Source organism: Amycolatopsis sp. 2-15, from assembly GCF_030285625.1.
Lineage (GTDB): Bacteria > Actinomycetota > Actinomycetes > Mycobacteriales > Pseudonocardiaceae > Amycolatopsis > Amycolatopsis carbonis.
On the sequence record NZ_CP127294.1, the window covers coordinates 53,889 to 71,563 of the forward strand.

15 protein-coding genes are annotated in these 17,675 nt (G+C 69.8%); 6 read left to right on the plus strand and 9 right to left on the minus strand.

The features are described 5' to 3' along the window. Positions 1 to 173: 173 nt before the first annotated feature. Complete coding sequence (locus tag QRX50_RS00225; RefSeq protein ID WP_285969969.1) at positions 174 to 1,307, minus strand: permease; 1,134 nt, start codon at positions 1,305 to 1,307, stop codon at positions 174 to 176. A 280-nt stretch (positions 1,308 to 1,587) separates the two neighbouring features. Here QRX50_RS00225 and rox point away from each other — a divergent pair, with 280 nt between their 5' ends. Then, entirely contained in the window at positions 1,588 to 3,003 is a 1,416-nt protein-coding gene (rox, locus tag QRX50_RS00230) for a rifampin monooxygenase (RefSeq protein WP_285969970.1), read from the plus strand. Between the two features lie 54 nt (positions 3,004 to 3,057). On the opposite strand, the gene QRX50_RS00235 is transcribed toward rox, so the two are convergent. Both QRX50_RS00235 and QRX50_RS00240 read right to left on the minus strand, forming a co-directional pair. Next, the gene (locus tag QRX50_RS00235) at positions 3,058 to 3,777 is read right to left on the minus strand and encodes a hypothetical protein (RefSeq protein ID WP_285969971.1); all 720 of its coding nucleotides are present in this window, start codon (positions 3,775 to 3,777) and stop codon (positions 3,058 to 3,060) included. Positions 3,778 to 4,150: 373 nt separating this feature from the next. After that, entirely contained in the window at positions 4,151 to 5,269 is a 1,119-nt protein-coding gene (locus QRX50_RS00240; RefSeq protein ID WP_285969972.1) for a polysaccharide deacetylase family protein, read from the minus strand. Positions 5,270 to 5,417: 148 nt separating this feature from the next. On the opposite strand from QRX50_RS00240, the gene QRX50_RS00245 reads away from it, so the two are divergent. Continuing rightward, positions 5,418 to 7,163, plus strand: a complete 1,746-nt coding sequence (locus QRX50_RS00245; RefSeq protein ID WP_285969973.1) for a LysR substrate-binding domain-containing protein — start codon at positions 5,418 to 5,420, stop codon at positions 7,161 to 7,163. 42 nt (positions 7,164 to 7,205) lie between these two features. Here QRX50_RS00245 and QRX50_RS00250 read toward each other — a convergent pair whose 3' ends face one another. Both QRX50_RS00250 and QRX50_RS00255 read right to left on the minus strand, forming a co-directional pair. After that, entirely contained in the window at positions 7,206 to 8,354 is a 1,149-nt protein-coding gene (locus QRX50_RS00250; RefSeq protein WP_285969974.1) for a M48 family metalloprotease, read from the minus strand. Between the two features lie 236 nt (positions 8,355 to 8,590). After that, positions 8,591 to 9,385 (minus strand): IclR family transcriptional regulator domain-containing protein, encoded by a 795-nt coding sequence (locus tag QRX50_RS00255; RefSeq protein ID WP_285969975.1) that lies wholly within the window; start codon positions 9,383 to 9,385, stop codon positions 8,591 to 8,593. Between the two features lie 98 nt (positions 9,386 to 9,483). Here QRX50_RS00255 and QRX50_RS00260 point away from each other — a divergent pair, with 98 nt between their 5' ends. The 3 genes from QRX50_RS00260 to QRX50_RS00270 are packed head-to-tail and all read left to right on the plus strand — an operon-like array spanning position 9,484 to position 13,126. Beyond that, positions 9,484 to 10,806 carry an MFS transporter gene (locus tag QRX50_RS00260; protein WP_285969976.1) on the plus strand — a complete coding sequence of 441 codons (1,323 nt, stop codon included), beginning with the start codon at positions 9,484 to 9,486 and terminating at the stop codon, positions 10,804 to 10,806. A 13-nt stretch (positions 10,807 to 10,819) separates the two neighbouring features. Beyond that, positions 10,820 to 12,340 carry a class I adenylate-forming enzyme family protein gene (locus tag QRX50_RS00265; protein WP_285969977.1) on the plus strand — a complete coding sequence of 507 codons (1,521 nt, stop codon included), beginning with the start codon at positions 10,820 to 10,822 and terminating at the stop codon, positions 12,338 to 12,340. A gap of 21 nt (positions 12,341 to 12,361) precedes the next feature. Next, entirely contained in the window at positions 12,362 to 13,126 is a 765-nt protein-coding gene (locus QRX50_RS00270; RefSeq protein WP_285969978.1) for a citryl-CoA lyase, read from the plus strand. A 38-nt stretch (positions 13,127 to 13,164) separates the two neighbouring features. On the opposite strand, the gene QRX50_RS00275 is transcribed toward QRX50_RS00270, so the two are convergent. After that, entirely contained in the window at positions 13,165 to 13,494 is a 330-nt protein-coding gene (locus QRX50_RS00275) for a hypothetical protein (RefSeq protein ID WP_285969979.1), read from the minus strand. Positions 13,495 to 13,999: 505 nt separating this feature from the next. Between QRX50_RS00275 and QRX50_RS00280 the strand changes: the two genes are divergently transcribed. Continuing rightward, a complete protein-coding gene (locus QRX50_RS00280; RefSeq protein WP_285969980.1) occupies positions 14,000 to 15,004 on the plus strand; it encodes a YdcF family protein in 1,005 nt (334 codons plus the stop codon). A 28-nt stretch (positions 15,005 to 15,032) separates the two neighbouring features. Here QRX50_RS00280 and QRX50_RS00285 read toward each other — a convergent pair whose 3' ends face one another. From QRX50_RS00285 to QRX50_RS00295, 3 genes are all read right to left on the minus strand, one after another. Continuing rightward, positions 15,033 to 16,163 carry a hypothetical protein gene (locus QRX50_RS00285; protein WP_285969981.1) on the minus strand — a complete coding sequence of 377 codons (1,131 nt, stop codon included), beginning with the start codon at positions 16,161 to 16,163 and terminating at the stop codon, positions 15,033 to 15,035. 169 nt (positions 16,164 to 16,332) lie between these two features. Beyond that, entirely contained in the window at positions 16,333 to 16,959 is a 627-nt protein-coding gene (locus tag QRX50_RS00290; RefSeq protein WP_285969982.1) for a 3-oxoacid CoA-transferase subunit B, read from the minus strand. Next, positions 16,956 to 17,666 carry a CoA transferase subunit A gene (locus QRX50_RS00295; protein WP_285969983.1) on the minus strand — a complete coding sequence of 237 codons (711 nt, stop codon included), beginning with the start codon at positions 17,664 to 17,666 and terminating at the stop codon, positions 16,956 to 16,958. Before QRX50_RS00295 ends, QRX50_RS00290 begins: the two co-directional genes overlap by 4 nt. Positions 17,667 to 17,675: the final 9 nt, after the last annotated feature.

Below are 17,675 nucleotides of genomic sequence, written 5' to 3' on the forward strand. Positions count from 1 at the left end.
ACGCGCGAGTGGCCGTCTGACCCCGCAAACGAAAGTGCCGGCGGAATCGCGTTCCGCCGGCACTCCCTCCTTGCGCGTGGTCTTCGGGTCCCCCCGGCACCGAAAGATCAGCTACCCCCGGGCTGGAAGATCGAAACGGCACAGTGTCCTGCGCCACATCCGCCCCACCCTGCTCAGGCCGGGGCGCCGCCCATCATCCGCAGCATCGAGCGGCCCCCGGTCCGGGCGAAGCGGACGACCAGCAGGCCCGCGAGCAGCAGGAAGGCGATGTTCAGCCACGTCGTGTAGTTCCAGGAGATGCCGCTCTCCCCGACGGTGGCGGTGCGCTCCGTCGGGGTGAGGCCGGTGACACCGAAGAGGAGCTCGATGGCGTAGCCGGCCACGACCATGGCCGCGTAGAAGGTGCCGAACAGGACCAGGGCCATGCGGAGGCCGTAGTACTTCCGGTAGATGTTGAGGATCGGGAGGATCAGCAGGTCGGCGAAGACGAAAGACAGCACGCCGCCGAAGCTGATGCCGCCGTTCCAGAGCACGGCGGCCAGCGGGACGTTGCCGATCGAGCACACGAACGACAGGATCGCCACCAGTGGGCCGACGAGCGGACCCCACAACGCCGAGGCGAGCGGGTCGTCGACGAAGAAGAACGCGCGCCAGAAGGAATCGGGGACCCAGGCGCCGATGGCGCCCGCGATGAGCAGCCCGATGACCAGGTCACGCAGGATCGCCGCCCACTCCATCACGAACACGTGCGCCACCGCGGTGAACCCGGCGCCGGAAGCCAGGCGGCGCAGGAACGATTCCTGGCCCGCCACGGACATGTCCATCGCCGCGTGGCCTTCCATGGACCCGGCCACACCCCGGTCGGCTTGCGCACGCGCGGCGCGGATCAGCCGTTGCCGCACGAACAGCCGGAACAGCACCGCCACCAGCACGATCATGATCGGCCCGCCGATGAACTCCGCGACGGTGAACTGCCAGCCCAGCAGCAACGCCATGATGATGCCGAGCTCCACCACCAGGTTCGTCGACCCGATCTCGAACGCCATTGCCGCCGTGAAGCCCGCGCCCTTGCAGAACAGGGACCGCGCCAGCGCCACGGCCGCGTAGGAGCACGACGACGAAGCCGCGCCCAGCAGCGACGACACCGCCAGCGTCCGCGGCCGGTCGTCGCCCATCAGCCGCACGATCGTGGACTTGCGCACCACCGCCTGCACCACGGCGGACAGCACGAACCCGAGGATCAGCGCCCAGAGGATCTCCCAGGCCATCGACCCCGCCAACGCCAGCGCGTGCCCGATCGCCGCCACCTGACCTCCGGATACGGGATGGGGTATTCCGTGTGCCGGGAGCCGCGTGAGTACGACTGGCTCCGGTGTCCGTCCACTGCGGACATAAAAGCGTGGACATCGAAGCGTGGATATGAAGGCTCGGACACAAAGAAAGGCAGGAAATACTTCTCCTGCCACTTCCAACGTATACCGCACCCCGGGGCTTGCGGCAAGACCCTGGTGACGGCGCACAATCGTCGACCGTGGCCGGAACCCGGGGTGTCCGGCCCGGAGCAGAAACCGAAGCGGGGGAAGTTTCGTGATCGATGTGCTCATCGCCGGTGGCGGGCCGACCGGCGTGATGCTGGCGGCCGAGCTGCGGCTGCAGGGCCTGGCCGTGGTCGTGCTGGAACGCGACGCCGAGCCGAGCAAGATCGTGCGCGGGCTGGGGCTCCACACGCGCAGCCTGGAGGTGCTGGACCAGCGCGGGCTGCTGGAGCGGTTCCTGGAGGTCGGCACGACCTACCCGATCGGGGGATTCGCGGGGATCGCCAAGCCGATCCCACCGAACCTGGACACCGCGTTCCCGCACACGCTCGGCGTGGCGCAGACCGTCGTCGAGCGGCTGTTGCGGGAGCACGCGCTCGAGGTCGGCGCCGACCTGCGGTACGGCAACGAGGTCGTCGGGCTGAGCCAGGACGACGAAGGCGTGATGGCGGCGCTGGCCGACGGCTCACACCTGCGTGCGCGCTACCTCGTCGGCTGCGACGGCGGCCGCAGCACCGTGCGCAAACTGCTCGGGATCGAGTTCCGCGGCGACCCGTCGCGGCAGGAGTGGCTGCTGGGCGAGGTGGAGCTGGAAGCGCCCGCCGACGAGGTGCTCGCCGTGATGACGGAGGTCCGCAAGACCCAGCTCGGGTTCGGCGCCGGCCCGCTGGAGACCGGCGGCTACCGGCTCGTCACGCCCGCGCCCGAGGTGGCCGAGGACCGCACTCGCCCGCCGACGCTGGAGGAGCTTCGCGAGGCCACGCGCGCGACCGCCGGAACCGATTTCGGCATGCACTCTCCGCACTGGCTGTCGCGGTTCGGCGACGCCACCCGCCTGGCCGAGCGCTACCGATCCGGCCGCGTCCTGCTGGCCGGCGACGCGGCGCACATCCACCCGCCGATGGGCGGACAGGGGCTCAACCTCGGTATCCAGGACGCGTTCAACCTCGGCTGGAAGCTCGCAGCCGAGGTGCACGGCTGGGCGCCGGCCGACCTGCTGGACACCTACCAGGCCGAGCGGCACCCGGTGGCCGCGTCCGTGCTGAACAACACGCGGGCCCAGGCGGAGCTGATGTCGCTGGAGCCGGGCCCGCAGGCCGTGCGCCGGCTCGTGTCGGAGCTGATGGACTTCGAAGAAGTGCGGCGGTTCCTGACCGAGAAGGTCACCGCGATCGGCATCCGCTACGACTTCGGCGCGGGCCCCGACCTGCTCGGCCGGCGGCTGCGCAACGTGAACCTGAAGCGCGGCCCGCTCTACTCCCAGATGCACGCCGGGCGCGGGCTGCTGCTCGACCAGACCGGCGCGCTTTCCGTGGCGGGCTGGGCGGATCGCGTGGACCACGTCGTGGACGTCAGCGAGGAGCTGGCCGCGCCCGCCGTGCTGCTGCGCCCCGACGGGCACGTCGTGTGGCTCGGTGAGGACCAGCAGGAGCTGGCGGCACGGCTTTCCCGGTGGTTCGGCGCCTGATTCCGGGGTTCGACGCGGCCGGCGTTCTTCGCGCTGCCGGCCGCGTCGCCGCGGTCACGCCTCGCTGCCCCAGCCACGCTGGAAGCCGTCCGAGGTGAGGCCCTCGCGTTCGCCTGCGGCGTGGAAGATCGGCAGGTAGCGCTGTGCTTCGAACTCGCCGAGCTCCTTGAGCGCGGCGACCCCGGGGGACGCGAGCCAGGCGTCGAGATCCGCGGGTGAGTCCCAGTGCGTGAGCAGGAGGTAGCGCACGGGCGCGAGCTCGGGGAACTCCTGCAGCGGCCCGACGAGCTGGAACGGCTGCGCCTCGAACTCGCCGACCACGGTCTCGAACGGCCGCACCCCGAACCCGGGCAGGCTTTCGGTCAGCTCCGACAGCACTCGCGCGGCTTCGGTTTCCGACAGCGGGGTCTGGCGCGCGAGGGCGATCTCGGAGAACACGCGGCCCTGGATCTCCTCGCCATCCGCGGGAAGGCGCCACTTGCGCAGGTACACCGACTTGAACCACGTCCGGTGCGCCTTGTTCTGCACGGCCGTGTGCGCGCGGTCGTGGTACCAATCGTCCATCGCCGCCGGCGTCGACCACTTGCCGCAGAAGTACAGCCACGGCGAGTTGGCGATGGGCCCGCCGATCACGGCGCGGAACCCCGGCGACGCCGCCGCCACGGGACCGAACTTGTCCTGCGCCGCCCAGAATTGCTCGTCGACACCGGGATTGAGCGTGAAGCACGCCTCCATCACGGTGAGAGTCTGCGGGATCGTCGTCGAAGAGGTCATGCGTCGCCCCTGTCGGTGCGTGGTGGTTGCCGCTGACAACAGCACGGAAGTCCGTGCCACCGCGGGCTTTCAGTGCCGCACACCATATGCCTCGCTCGCGACGGTCGTCAACAATAAGCAATACAAGAGGGGCCGACCGGGTGAACTGTCCACAATGGCTGCCAGTTTGAGAACACAACATCGTGCAGTGATATTGACCTCGACGCGCACCCAGGGCTACCGTGGGATTCCGATGCACGCCTGCGTGTGGCGAAATTCGTCCTGCCGCCGGGGATCCCCGGTGACCAGAGCGACCTCGTCCTGCAGTGTGATCGTCATGCCGCCACCGTGGCGACCGCAGGAGCGCGCCGGCCACACACCGCCGTGGGTACCTTCACGGTTGCGCGGGCGGCGCCTGCTGCAGTTGCAAGAGCACGGCCGGGTCCTGAAGTTCCAGCCACTGGAGCACTTCGCTGTAGGTGGCGCAGACCGTTTCCGGCTTGGTGCAGGCCTCACCCATGAAGTCTTCGGTCGCGTTGGCGAACGCGCCGCCGGCCCAGTCGTTGAAGTGGTTGGCCACGACCAGCGGCGCGCGGTTCCCGGCGAACGCGGCCTGGTACGCGCCGCGGTAGGTCGCCAGCGTGTCCGCGCGGAACTCGGCGGTGCGCGTGGCGTCGTCGCGGGCGTGGTTGAACTGGAACCACAGGTTGTAGTCCATCATGATCACTTTTTTGTTCAGGGCGGGCACTTTCACGTACGGCATCCAGAACTCCCAGATGCCGTCGAGCTGCTCGGGCCAGCGCACGCCTTCGGACGGCTGGCTGGAGTCGTAGCGCAGGCCGGCTTCCCGCATCGCGGGCAAGGCCTGTTTCCAGTCGCCTTCGAGACACGGCGTGCGGCCGCCGCGGATCATGGCCGGGTCGACGTTCAGGCCGCGTTGGGCGCGCGCCTGGTCGACGAACTGGAAGAACTGCGCCAGCTCGGCTCTCCACGCGGCGGTCGTCCAATGTCCGACGCTGGGTTCGGCGCCGGTGCAGAAGTGACCGTTGTAGTGCGTGCCGATTTCCTGCCCCTGGGCCACGGCGGTGTTGAGATCGGCCACGAGCGTGCGCACGTCTTCGTCCGACCCGCCGAATCCGATGGACGCCTTGCCGGGACGGTGGCCGGGACCTTGGTACTGGTCGCGTTGGTCGTTGGTCAACAGGTAGATGCCGGAGAGGAAACCGCTGAAGTGGGCGTTCACGGACTTGGCCAGCGGGAGGACACGCTGCCAGTGCTCGTGGGATCCGGCGCCGTCGAAGGAAAAGAGGACGAACTGCGGGGGCTTCTCCCCCGGTCTCAGCTTGTGCAGCCAAGCCGCTTGCTGCGCGGCCGCGTGAGGGCTCGCGCCGCCGCCTTCCTGGGCGGGGGCGTCGTCGAAGACCAGCAGCGCCACCAACGTCAAGGCCAGCGCCACGCTCAGCGCGAGCACCGTTCTTCGCCGCCTGATCACCGCCCTGCTGGGCCGCGCCATACCGCCTCCCTGTCCCCGGCGAGGGACACTACCTGCGCAGATGCCCGAACCCCGGGATTGACGGCGCGGCGAACGGCTCGGAACTTATTCCTCTGCCCCGCGAATACTCGGTGATCATTGCTCGATGATTGAGCACTAGGATCGCTGAATGGAGCTGAGGCAGGTCGAGCACTTCCTCGCGGTGGTGCGGTGCGGGAGTTTCACCGCGGCCGCACAGGAGGTGCACGTGGTGCAGTCGGCGCTGAGCGCGTCGATCCGCAAGCTCGAGGGCGAGCTGGGCACGCCGCTGTTCGAGCGGACCACGCGGCGGGTCGAGCTGACCGAGGCCGGGCGCGCGCTGGTGCCGGCGGCGCACCGGATCGCCGCCGACGTGGTGGCCGCGCGGGGCGAGGTGGCGGCCGTCGCGGGGCTGGCGAGCGGGCGCGTGTCGATCGGGACCATCCAGACGCTGACGGTGGTGGACCTGCCGGCCAAGCTCGGCGAGTTCCGTACGCGGTACCCGGGCGTGCGCATCCACGTGCGCGAGGGTTTGGTGCCCGATCTGGCAGCCGCGGTCACCAGCGGCGAGCTGGACCTGTCGTTCCTCGCCGGCGAGGAGCCGTTGACCGACGAGCTGAGCAGCTTCGCGCAGTGGAGCCAGCAGCTGGTGCTGCTGTGCCACCCCGGCCACCGCCTGGGCCGGCGCCGCCGCGTCCGCTTCACCGAGCTCGACGACGAGCCGTTCCTGGACTTCAGCGGCAGCGGGATCCAGGCCATGGTCGCGCGCCGCTTCGCCGACGCGGGGCTGCGGCAGAACCGCGTTTGCGAGGCCACGCACATGCCGCTGCTGGTGGAGCTCATCGCCGCCGGACTCGGCGTCAGCATCGTGCCGGAGCCGGTGGCCGAGCGGTCCGGCCTGCCGTTCGCCCGGATCGAGCAGCCCACGTTCAGCCGGGCGATCCACCTGGCGGGCCGGGGCCGGCTCCGACGAACCCGGCTGCGCGGGCCCTTCTGGCGCACCTGCTTTCGTGACCTTGGGCCTGGCGAACAGCAGCCCGCACCCGACGAGGGCGAGTGCCATGGCCACCGTGGTGTAGCCCACGAGCGCCGCGACCGCCGCCAACGCCAGCGCGCGCACGCCGAAGCGCCGCAGCAGGCGGACGAGGTCCGTGGTCTCGGTGTCCATGCCGTTGAGTATTCGCCCGGCCGGGTCAGCGAGTCCAACGCAGAATTTTGCTGGAATTCAGCTGTGTTGGAGCTGAATCAGGAGGCGTGTCGATTTCGGGAAACGCCGTTCGACGTACTCGTGACCGCACCCGGCGACACAAGGAGCAGACGCATGACGCACGAAAAGAACGGTCCCATCCGGCTGTACATGTCGATGTCTCTCGACGGGTTCATCACCGGGCCCGACGACCGGCCCGGCCAGGAGCTCGGGGAGGGCGGCGGGCGGCTGTTCAACTGGCTCGACGACCGCCACGGCGACGGCGTCAGCGGCCGGATCTACCAGGAGGCCATGGCGACCGGCGCGGTGATCGCGGGGCGGCGGACGTTCGAGCTCGCCGGGCGGTGGCAAGGCGACCACCACGACGGCGTGGCGATCAACGTCCTGACGCACCACGTCGATCCCGACGACCAGCCGCCCGGCAGCGCGCGGTTCTTCACCGACGTCGACGCGTGCGTGGCCGAGGCCCGGGCCGCCGCGGGTGGGCGCGCGGTGCTGGTGCACGGCGCGGGTGCGGCGCAGGCGTTGCTGCGCGCCGGATTGCTGGACGAGCTGGAGATCCACCTCGTCCCGTTCCTGCTCGGCAGTGGGCGGCGGCTGTTCGACGACACGCGCGTCGAGCTGCGGCAGGTTCGGCAGCTGACCGATCGGGACGTCACGCACCTGCGCTACGCGGTGGACCACAGCTGAGCGGGCCGCCCCCGTCGCCGGGGGCGGCCGCTGGTTCAAACCTCAGCTGTGCGCCGCGGCCAGCTGGGACTGGTCGGTGGCCGGCGGGACGAGCTTCGGGTATTCCTTCTGGAACTTGGTGATCATCGTCGCGGAGGGGACGATCTTGTTCGGGTTGCCCTGGCTCGTGGCCTGCTTCTCGCCCCAGGCGCCGGCGGCCTTGCGCTGGTCCGGGGTGCCGTGGCTGTGCTGGCAGTCGCCGATGGAAGCGTTGAGGTAGGTCACTTCCTGCTGGGTGCGAGCGTCCCACGCCTCCCCCTTGGCGTGCGCGACGAAGTAGCCGCCGTACGCGTCGGGGCCCATCTCGCCGGACTCGTTGCGCGGGAAGTTGTCGTGGGCGAAGTCGACCTGGTGGCCGTATTCGTGGCCCAGCACGGCTTCCACGGCGACGTCGTCGAAGCCAAGTAGGTTGGTGGTGTCGAGGATGCCGTCGCCGAGCATCACACGCTTGCCGCCGAAGCTGTCGGCGGGCGCGGAGAACGCGTTGAGCGTCAGCAGCGGGTTGCGGCCGCCCTGCAGCACCGGGAGCTCGAAGAGCACCTTGTTGGCGAGCGCGGCCGCGTCCTTCACGCGCGCCGGGGCGAGGCCGAGGCCGAAGGTCTGCGCCATCTTCGCCGGGCTGCCGAGGTCGGTGCCCTTCCACGCGACGAGCTGCACGTTCCAGCTCTCGATGTCCCAGAACCCGCGCAGCTTCGAAATGGCCGAGGTGGCGCGCGCCGTGTACTGCCCGTCGGTGCCGAACACCTGCGGCTGCTTGTCGGTGGCGACGCCCTGAGCGTAGAGCTGGCCGAGCGCGGAAAGCGCGTCGAAAGCCTGCCCCTCGACCGGCGTGAGCTGCGAGGCGAGCTGGTTCGCATACGTGAGCAGCGCGCCCTCGGTGCAGTCCGCTGCCGGTTTCTGCTTCGCGTTGCCCTGCTTCTGCCCGATGTGGTCGATCGGCGAGTCGATCAACGAGTCGACGCCGGCCCGCGCACTCGCGGGCATGCCGTTGTACAGGTCCACGACGTTCTGGTGCAGCTGCGTCACGTCCTGCTCGACCGTCGACGGCGCCGGCTCGGCCGCGAACGCCGGCACGGCCGTGGCCACCGTGAGCGCGCACAGCGTGCCCGCCGCGGCCAGAGTTCTGCTGAGCGTGCGTGGAAGTTTTGGCACAGGTGTTCCCCTCCTGAGAAAAGACCCGGGATCAAGATCGAAAATCAAGATCACCTTAGGACGGGCTCGGGCCCCGAAACGGACGTCAACCGAAGACCCCCGAGATGGCCTACACCATTCGACGGGTGCACCCAGCCGAAAGTCGTACGAGCGGACCGGTCGTCAACAACGACCGACGAAAGTTCTGGGCCAGGCAGGGGAAAATGGCGCTCCGGCTCAACCTTTTCGCGCGCCGCTCAGTGCATTTCGAATGAATGCAGCAACGCCGGAAAGCGCTCGAACGCCTCGCCCAGCCGGGCAGCGAGTTCCTTCAGCAAAGGCAGCCGCGTGGCCACGAACTCCGGCACCGGCAGGTACCCGGAAACCGTCGAACAACTGACGCCCGCGACCACCGAGCCGCCGAACACCGGGCAGCCCAGTGCGGTGATGCCGACGTCGAGCTCGTCGACGACGACCGCGTAGCCGTCCTGGCGGGCCTGGGCCAGTGAATCGCGCAGCGACTCGACGGAGGTGATCGTGGAAGCCGTCCGCGGAGCGAGGGTGGCGGTCGCCAGGAAGGCATCGACCACGGCCGGGCGTTCGTGGGCCAGGATCGCGCGGCCGGAGGCGCTCACGTACGCCGGCACTCGCGCGCCCGGCGTGATCGCGAAGCGCATCAAGCGATCCGTTTGCGCGTGGCAGACGTGGAGGATGTCGGTGCCGGCCAAGGCGGTCAGGGAAACGCTGTCGCCCGTCTCGTCGCGGACGCGTTGCAGCAGCGGCTGCGCCAGGCTGCTCAGGTTCATCGCGCGTGTGTAGCCCGCCGAGAGCTCCAGCACGCGCGGCGTGAGGACGAACCGCTTGTCCACCTGCGAAAGGTAACCGAGCTCCACGAGGGTGAGCAGGAAGCGGCGCGCGGCGGCCGGGCTGAGGCCCGTGGCGGCCGCGACCTGGCTCAGGGACATTTCGGGCTGATCGGGCCCGAACGCCCGCAACACCGTCAATCCCCTGGCCAGCGAGGTGACGAACTGTTCCTTGTCCGCGCTTGACATCGCCGCGATGCCCTTCCTAATCTCCGTTTACCGCCTAGCGGAAAAATATTCGCTAGGCGAAACTTTAGCACTGCTTCGGCTCAACGAGGAGGCTCGGCGTGCGAACCCATGAACAGTCGGCACACCTGACCAGACGGGCGACCATCGCCGCGACGTTCGGCACCGTGGTCGAGTGGTACGACTTCTTCCTCTATGGCACGGCTTCCGCGTTGATCTTCCCGAGCCTGTTCTTCCCGTCGGCCAGCTCGCTCAACGGCTCGCTGCTGTCGTTCGCCACGTTCGCCACCGGGTTCGTCGCCCGGCCGCTCGGCGGGGCGATCTTCGGGCACGTCGGCGACCGCATCGGGCGCAAGAACGCGCTGGTCATCACGCTGCTCGCGATGGGTCTGGCGACGCTGGCCGTCGGCCTCCTGCCCACCTACGGGCAGATCGGCGCGCTGGCCCCGATCCTGCTGGTGGTGCTGCGGATCGTGCAGGGCATCGGCACCGGCGGCGAGTGGGGCGGCGCCGCGCTGCTGACCAAGGAGAACGGCAGCAGCCGGCCCGGGTTCTGGGGCGGGTTCCTGTCCAGCGCGGTGTTCGCGGGGCTGATCCTCGCTTCGGTCGTCTACGTGGTGATCGGCGCGCTGGTGAACAACGACCAGCTGCTGTCGTGGGCCTGGCGCATCCCGTTCCTGCTCAGCGTCATCCTCGTCGGCGTAGGCCTGTGGGTACGCAAGGGCCTGCCGGAAACGCGCGAGTTCGCCCGCATCAAGCAGGCCGGCGAGCAGGAGCGCGCGCCGCTGCTCAAAGCGTTCAAGCAGCCGCGCAACATGCTCGCGATCTTCCTCATGCGGGTCGGCCAGAACGCCACGTTCAACATCGTCTCCGTCTTCATCCTCACTTACGCGACCAAGCAGCTCGGCCTCGGCAAATCGCAGATCCTGTGGGCCACGGTCATCGGCGCCGCCGTCGCGTGCGTGCTCTGCCCGGTCTACGGCCACCTCGGCGACCGCTTCGGTTTCGGCCGCGTGATGATCGTCAGCCTGCTCTTCCAGGCCGTGTTCGCGTTCCCGTTCTTCCTGCTCGTGGACAGCAAGGGGGTCGCGCCGGTGATCATCGCCGTCACGGTCGGGATCGCCGGTGCAGGCGCGGCGACCGACGCCATCCAGGCCGGTTACTTCGCCGGGCTGTTCAGCACACGCAGCCGCTACAGCGCCATCTCCGTCGGCCGCGAAGGCGGCACCGTCGTGGGCGGCGGCCTCGCGCCGCTCATCGCCACGGCGTTGCTGGGCTGGCTGCACGGGAGCCCGTGGGCGATCGCCGGCTGGATGGCGCTGACCAGCGTGATCGGCATCGTCGGAGTGCTGCTGGTACGCCCGCACGACGCGGCCGAAGACGTCGTCACCGAGTCCGGCCGCACCGGTTCGGCCCTGATCTGAACGGGAACCGCGCATGACAACGGGAAACCTCGTGCTCGACGCCGCAGCCAGCACGGTGGGCACGCTCTTCGAAGACCGCGCCCGGACGCACCCCGGCCGCGTCGCGCTGCAGTCCGGTGAGCGGCAGGTGACCTACGGCGAGCTGGCCGACCGCAGCCGCCGCATCGCCGCGCTGCTGGCGAGCCGAGGGGTGCGGCGCGGAGACCGGGTGGCGCTGGTTTCGGAGAACCGCACCGAATACCTGGAGATCACGCTCGCCGTGGCGCTGCTGGGCGCAATCGTCGCGTGCCCCGGCCTCCGGGCGGGCGCCGACGAGCTCGTGGCCTGCCTTGACCTCGTCGAACCCACGGTGCTGGTGACCTCGCCGCGGGCCGACGAGAAGTTCGCCGCACCACTGGGTTCCCGGCCGCGGCTGCTGCTCGGTGCGGCCTTCGAAGCGGAACTCGCGGCGACGCCCCCGTGGGCCGAACCGTCGGCGGCGAAGCCGGAAGACGTCCTGATCATCATCTACACCAGCGGCACCACGGGTGTGCCGAAGGGCGCGGCCATCAGCCACCGCGCCGAGATCGCGCGCAGCTCCGCCACCCGCGCGGAGTACGGCCTCGCGGGTGACGACGCGTTCGTCGCCTGGTCGCCCCTGAGCCACATGGGCGCGTTCGACAACTCGGTGAGCACGCTCATCAGCGGCGGCAAGGTCGTGGTCGTCGACGGTTTCGACGCGGCCGAGCTCGCCCACGTGGTGGCCACCGAACGGCTCGGCTGGCTGCTGCTCATGCCCGGCACCGTCCGGCGCTTCGCAGATGTATTGCGGGACAAGCAGATCACGCCCGCCGAGGTGCGCCTGTGCGGGGTGATGCCGGACCTCATCGGGCCGGACGAGATCGCCGAGATCACCGCGCTGCTCGGCGCGCCGTTCGCGAACACCTTCGGCACCACCGAAACCGGGTGTCCGCCGGCCTCGGGTGACGCGCTCGCCGTCGGGGTCGAGCCGCGGTCACTGTCCAAAGTGCAGAGCGGCTACTGCGAGATCCGGCTCGTCGACCCGGACGACCACGACGTCGCCGACGGCGAGCCCGGCGAGATCTGCATGCGCGGGCCCACGGTGTTCAGCGGCTACTGGAACGACCCGGACACCACCGCGCACGACTTCCGCGGCGGCTGGTTCCACCTCGGCGACGTGTTCGTGCGCAACCCCGATGGCACGCTGGACTTCGTCGACCGCGCGAAGTACCTGATCAAGAGCGGCGGCGAGAACATCTATCCCGCCGAGATCGAGCGCACCCTGCTGCGCCACCCCGAAGTGCTCGAAGCCGTTGTCGTCCGCCGCGCCGACCCGACGTGGGGTGAGGTACCGGTCGCGTTCGTGGCCCGGTCCGGCGAGACGGCCGTGTCTGCGGAAGAGCTGATCGAGCTGTGCGGAGAACGGCTGGCGAAGTACAAACGGCCGCGCGAGATCCGGTTCGTGGCGCCGGAGACGTTGCCGCGCAACGCGTCCGGAAAGGTCGTCCGCGGCGAGCTCGAGAAGCGAGCCTGAGCGTCGAAGGAAGGAACACGCATGTTGGGTGATTCACCGGAGTTCCGCTCCGACATCAGCTGGAGCACCTCGAAGAGCATCACGGTGTTCGGCCACGACCTGGTCGACGACCTCGTGGGCAAGGTCAACCTGGGCGACATGGGTTTCCTGGAGCTCACAGGCCGCCTGCCGACACCGGGTGAGTCGGGAGTGTTCAACGCGCTCACCGTCAGCCTGGTCGAGCACGGCATGACGCCGAGCGCCATCGCCGCGCGGCTGACGCACTACGGCGCGCCGGATTCGCTGCAGAGCGCGGTCGCGGCCGGCCTGCTGGGGCTCGGGACCACGTTCGTCGGCTCCATCGAAGGGGCCGCGCGATACGTGCAGGAGGCGAATCTCGAAGGCGACCTCGCCGCGGAGGCGGGCGCGATCGTCGACCGGTTCGTCGCCGCGAAGACGCTCATCCCCGGCATCGGCCACCCCATCCACAAGCCGCTCGACCCGCGGGCGGAACGCCTGTTCACGCTGCTCGACGAGGCCGGCCTCACCGGGCCGGAGGTCGCGTTGATCCGGGAAGTCGCGCGCCAGGCGGGAATCGCGCTGGGCAAGGTGCTCCCGGTCAACGTCACCGGCGCGATCGGCGCCATCGCGTCGGGGCTGGGCATCGACTGGCGCGCCGCGCGGGGCATCGGCGTGATGGCGCGGGCCGTCGGCCTCGTCGGCCACGTGCTGGAGGAGATCCGCAGGCCGACGGCGCCGGCCATCTGGCGTGAGGTCGACGAAGCCGCGTCCCGCCACCACCAGTGAGCGGTCCGGGGCCGGGCGCGCGCCCGGCCCCGTCGCCCTCAGATGTCGATCGGTTCGAGCCGGCCGAGGATCTCGTCGCGGCGGGACTCGAACTGCTCCGGCAGCTGGAAGCGCTTACCGAGCGCCTGCGGGGACTCGTCGCAGTCCCAGCCGCCCTCGGCAGGGATCGTGTTCGGCCTCGGCGCGGCCTGGTGGCGGCACCGGCCGGGCAGCCGGCTCGGCGCGGCGACGCGCCACGACGGCCGCCCGCCGGCACAACCGACGAGGAACGCGAGCGCGGACCAGGTGGCGATCGAGTTGGTCGTCCAGCCCAGCGGCGTCAGCTGAGTCAGGTACGTGCCGGCGCCCAGCACCACGCCACCGGCCACGGCGACGGCTTTCTGCGGCGCGTGAGCCTTCCAGGAACTCGAGGCGGTTGCCCACCGCGTCGAACGTGTGGAACCGGCGCCGTCCGGGGATCTCCGCCGGGTCCGCCCACACCACCCGGTGCCCGGCGGCCGCCACCGCGTCCGCCGTGGCGTCCACGTCGACCACGAACGCCGGGTGCGCCTTGGCCGCGGGCCGGAAGTCCGGTTCGACGCCGACGTGCAGCTCCCCGTCCGGCCCACCCATGCCGGGCACGCGGAACCAGCACCCGCCGCGCTGGGCGAGCAGTGGCGGTTTCGGCAGCTCGGGCCACCCGAGCACCCCGGTGTAGAAGGCGCGCTGCGCGTCCTCCGCCCCGGCCGGGCAGGCCACTTGCACGTGGTGGATCACGGCGGCAAGGCTACCCGGCAGCGTCCCGCGCCGGAGGTGACCGCGCCCGGCGCGGTTCACTCGAACGGGAAGCTGTACAGCCCGCCCACCAGGCCATGATCGCCTTATCTTCTGAGCGTGGCCTACCTGCTCACGTCGATCCCGTTCTTCGCCGGCTTCGCGATCAGCTTCCGCTTCGAGCGGCGGCGGTTGCTGAACGGCGTGCTGTTGCTGGCGGGGCTGCTGTTCCTCGCGGTCGGGGTGATCTTCGCGTCGCTGGACATCCCCGCGGTGCACGACGTGGTCGACGGCAGCGTGCTGGCGATCGCGTTCTTCCTCGTGATCGCCGTACTGCTGCCGGCGTTCCTCGTGCTCAACGGCCTGCAGATGGTGCGCCGCGAGGGTCGTCGGCTGGGGAACCTGCTGTCGCTGCTCGCGGGGCTGGCGATGTTCGCGTTCGGGCCCGCGTTGCTGGTGCTCGGGAAGAACGCGGTGCCGCGCGCGGTGGAGGTGGTGATCATCAGTGTGTCCATTGTGCTCGGTTACCTCAGCCTGGCGTTCGCCGCGTTCGTGTTGTGTTCCGTGGGCTACGGGCTGCTGCGGCCGACGAAGGGTGCGGACTTCATCGTGGTGCACGGGTCGCGGCTGATCCGGGGCGCGGTACCGCCGCTGCTGGCCAGCCGGCTCGACCGGGGGCGGGCGTTGTACGACGCGGGTGTCGCGCAAGGGGCGGCGCCCACGCTCGTCACGTCCGGCGGCCAGGGTGCCGACGAGACGCAACCGGAAGCCGAGGCGATGGCCGATTACCTGGTGGCCCACGGCATTCCGCGCGAGGAGATCGTGCTGGAGGACCGCTCCACGACCACACGCGAGAACCTGCTCTACAGCCGCGAGCTGATGACCGAGCGCAAACCCGGCTACCGCTGCCTGCTCATCACCAACAACTTCCACGCCTTCCGCACCGCGATGCTCGCGCGGCGCCTCAAGGTCAACGGCCAGGTCGTCGGCTCCCACACCGCCTGGTACTACGTGCCCAGCGCCACGATCCGTGAGTTCATCGGCATCCTGCGCGACTACCGGATCCTCAACGGCGTGGTGATCGTGCTCCTCGCGGCGGCGTACCCGGTGTCGCTGGCCTTCTGAGCCGCGACACCGGGCCGCCGCCGGGGAATCAGCTGCGCGCGAGCGCCGCGGACCCCATGATCACGGGGTACTCGGCCTTGAAGGCGTCGATCATCGTCCCCGACGGGACGATCTCGTTCGGGTCGGCCTGGCTCGTGGCCTGGTCCGCACCCCACTGGCCCGCGGCCCGGCGCTGCTCGGGAGTGCCGTGATTGCGGTTGCAGGAGCCGATGTCGGCGTTGAGGTTACCGACGTGCTGCTGAAGGGTGGCGTTGAAGCCCATGCCCTTGGCGTGCGCGACGAAGTAGCCGGCGTAGGCGTCGGGACCCATCTCGCTCGACTCGTCGGCCGGGTTGTTGCCGTTCGCGAAGTTGACCTGGTGGCCGAACTCGTGGCCGACGATCGCTTCCACGGACACGTCCTCGACGCCGAGCATCCGCATCGTCTCGAGCTCGCCGTCGCCGAGAACCACGCGCCGGCCACCCAGGTACCCGGCGGGCACGGCGTAGGAGTTCAGGGTCAGCAGCGGGTTGCTGCCGTTCTGGAACACCGGCAGCTCATCCAGCACCTTGTCGGTGAGCACGGCCGCCTGCGCCGCCCGCACCGGTGAGAACCCGATGGCGAACATCTTGGTCATCTTGGCCCGATCGGCGAGGTCGGTGCCCTTCCAGGGGACGAGCTGGATGTCGGAGCTGTCGATGTCCCAGAAGGCGCGCAGCTTGGTGATGGTGGCCGCGGCGCGCGCCGTGTACTGGCCGTCGGTCCCGAACGGCTCGGCCGTCTGCTCGGTCTCCACGCCCTCGGCGTACATCTCCACGAGCAGCGAAAGCGTGTTGAACGCCTGGTCCTCGGTCGGCGTCAGGCCGGCCTCGAGGCCACGCGCGTAGGTGACCAGCGCGCCGTCGGTGCAGCCGGCCGGGTCGCTCGCCGCGAAGCCCCGCGCGGCCGCGGCGGGTCCGGCCGGCGAGTCGAAGAGCGAGTCGGCGTTGTTCAGCCCCGAGCCGTAGACGATGGCGGCCAGGTCGTCGACTTCCTGCGTGAGCTGCGTGACGTCCTGGTCCACGGTCGACGGCGCCTCGTCGGCGCTCGCCGGTGCTGCCGTCGCCAGCGCGAGCAGCGACAACGCACCGGCAGCCGCGATGGATCTGCCGAAGACTCCGGCCCGTCTGTTCTTCTGCACCGTGGTTCCCCTTGTTCTGACAGGTGGTAAAAATTCTTGACCACTCTGAGTTCGCGGTGGCGCACTCGGTCATTACCAAGGGAGATTCGGGTCACCCGACAACAGGACCGAAAAGGCACTGTTTCCAGAAAAACGGTCCAACAAAACATTCCAAAAAGACAGTGACGTCTCACGCCACCGGGGCACCGGTACGCGCGCGAACGCCCGCCGCGTCCTCCCCCGGCGCCACTTCCACCAGGCGCAGCCCGTCCGGGGTGACATCGAGCACGGCGAGGTCGGTGACGATGCGGTCGACCACGCCGGCGCCGGTCAGCGGGAGCGTGCAACGCGACACCAGCTTCGGCTCGCCGTCCTTGGCGACGTGATCGGTCAGCACGACCACGCGTTTCGTGCCCGCGACCAGGTCCATCGCACCGCCCATGCCCTTGACCAGCGTGCCGGGCACGCTCCAGTTGGCGAGGTCCCCGTTGGCGGCGACCTGCAACGCGCCCAGCAGCGCCAGGTCGATGTGGCCGCCGCGGATCATGGCGAACGACGTGGCCGAGTCGAAGAAGCTCGCGCCCGGCGCCACGGTGACGGTCTGCTTTCCGGCGTTGACGAGGTCGGCGTCCTCCTCGCCCTCGACCGGGAACGGGCCCAGGCCAAGGATGCCGTTCTCGCTCTGCAGCGTCACGTGGACGCCGTCGGGAACGTGGTTCGCGACCAGTGTCGGGATGCCGATGCCGAGGTTCACGTAGTCGCCGTCGCGCAGTTCACGCGCGGCGATGGCGGCCATTTCGTCGCGGGTCCAGCTCATGCGTGAGCCACCTCTTTCGGGCGGACGGTGCGTTTCTCGATGGCTTTTTCCCGTTTCCTCGCGAGGACGAGCCGCTGGACGAACACACCCGGTGTCAGCACGTGTTCCGGGTCGACGAAGTCGTCCAGCAGGATCTCCGTCTCGGTGAGGCAGACGCGTCCGCAGGCCGCGACGAGCGGGTTGAAGTTGCGCGCGGCCAAGCGGTAGGTGAGGTTGCCGGCGCGGTCGGCCGTGTGGGCGTGGACCAGCGACACGTCGGCGACGATGCCGCGTTCGAGCACGTAGGTGCGGCCGTCGAACTCGGCGTGGGGCTTGCCGTCGGCCACCGGAGTGCCGACGCCGGTCGGCGTGTAGAACGCGGGGATACCGGACCCGCCGGCGCGCAGGCGTTCGGCGAGGGTGCCCTGCGGGACGAGCTCCACGTCGAGCTCGCCGTCGAGGAGCTGGCGGGCGAAGAGCTTGTTCTCGCCGACGTAGGACGCGACCACTTTGGACACCTGACGGTTTTCGAGCAGGAGTCCGAGGCCCTGGCCGTCGACGCCCATGTTGTTGGACACCACAGTCAGGTCGCGCACGCCGGAGTCGCGCACGGCCTCGATGAGGTCCGTGGGGTTGCCGCTCAGGCCGAACCCGCCCACGGCGAGGGTGGCGCCGTCGGTGAGCACGCCCGCGAGTGCTTCGGCGGCGCTGCGGTGAATCGTCGGCAAGGTGTTCCT

Excerpts from the sequence above, each read along its gene's own strand:
- QRX50_RS00240 (WP_285969972.1), bottom strand. The coding sequence starts at position 5,269 with ATGGCGCGGCCCAGCAGGGCGGTGATCAGGCGGCGAAGAACGGTGCTC.
- QRX50_RS00245 (WP_285969973.1), top strand. The coding sequence starts at position 5,418 with ATGGAGCTGAGGCAGGTCGAGCACTTCCTCGCGGTGGTGCGGTGCGGG.
- QRX50_RS00265 (WP_285969977.1), top strand. The coding sequence starts at position 10,820 with ATGACAACGGGAAACCTCGTGCTCGACGCCGCAGCCAGCACGGTGGGC.
- QRX50_RS00235 (WP_285969971.1), bottom strand. The coding sequence starts at position 3,777 with ATGACCTCTTCGACGACGATCCCGCAGACTCTCACCGTGATGGAGGCG.
- QRX50_RS00270 (WP_285969978.1), top strand. The coding sequence starts at position 12,362 with ATGTTGGGTGATTCACCGGAGTTCCGCTCCGACATCAGCTGGAGCACC.
- QRX50_RS00290 (WP_285969982.1), bottom strand. The coding sequence starts at position 16,959 with ATGAGCTGGACCCGCGACGAAATGGCCGCCATCGCCGCGCGTGAACTG.
- QRX50_RS00255 (WP_285969975.1), bottom strand. The coding sequence starts at position 9,385 with ATGTCAAGCGCGGACAAGGAACAGTTCGTCACCTCGCTGGCCAGGGGA.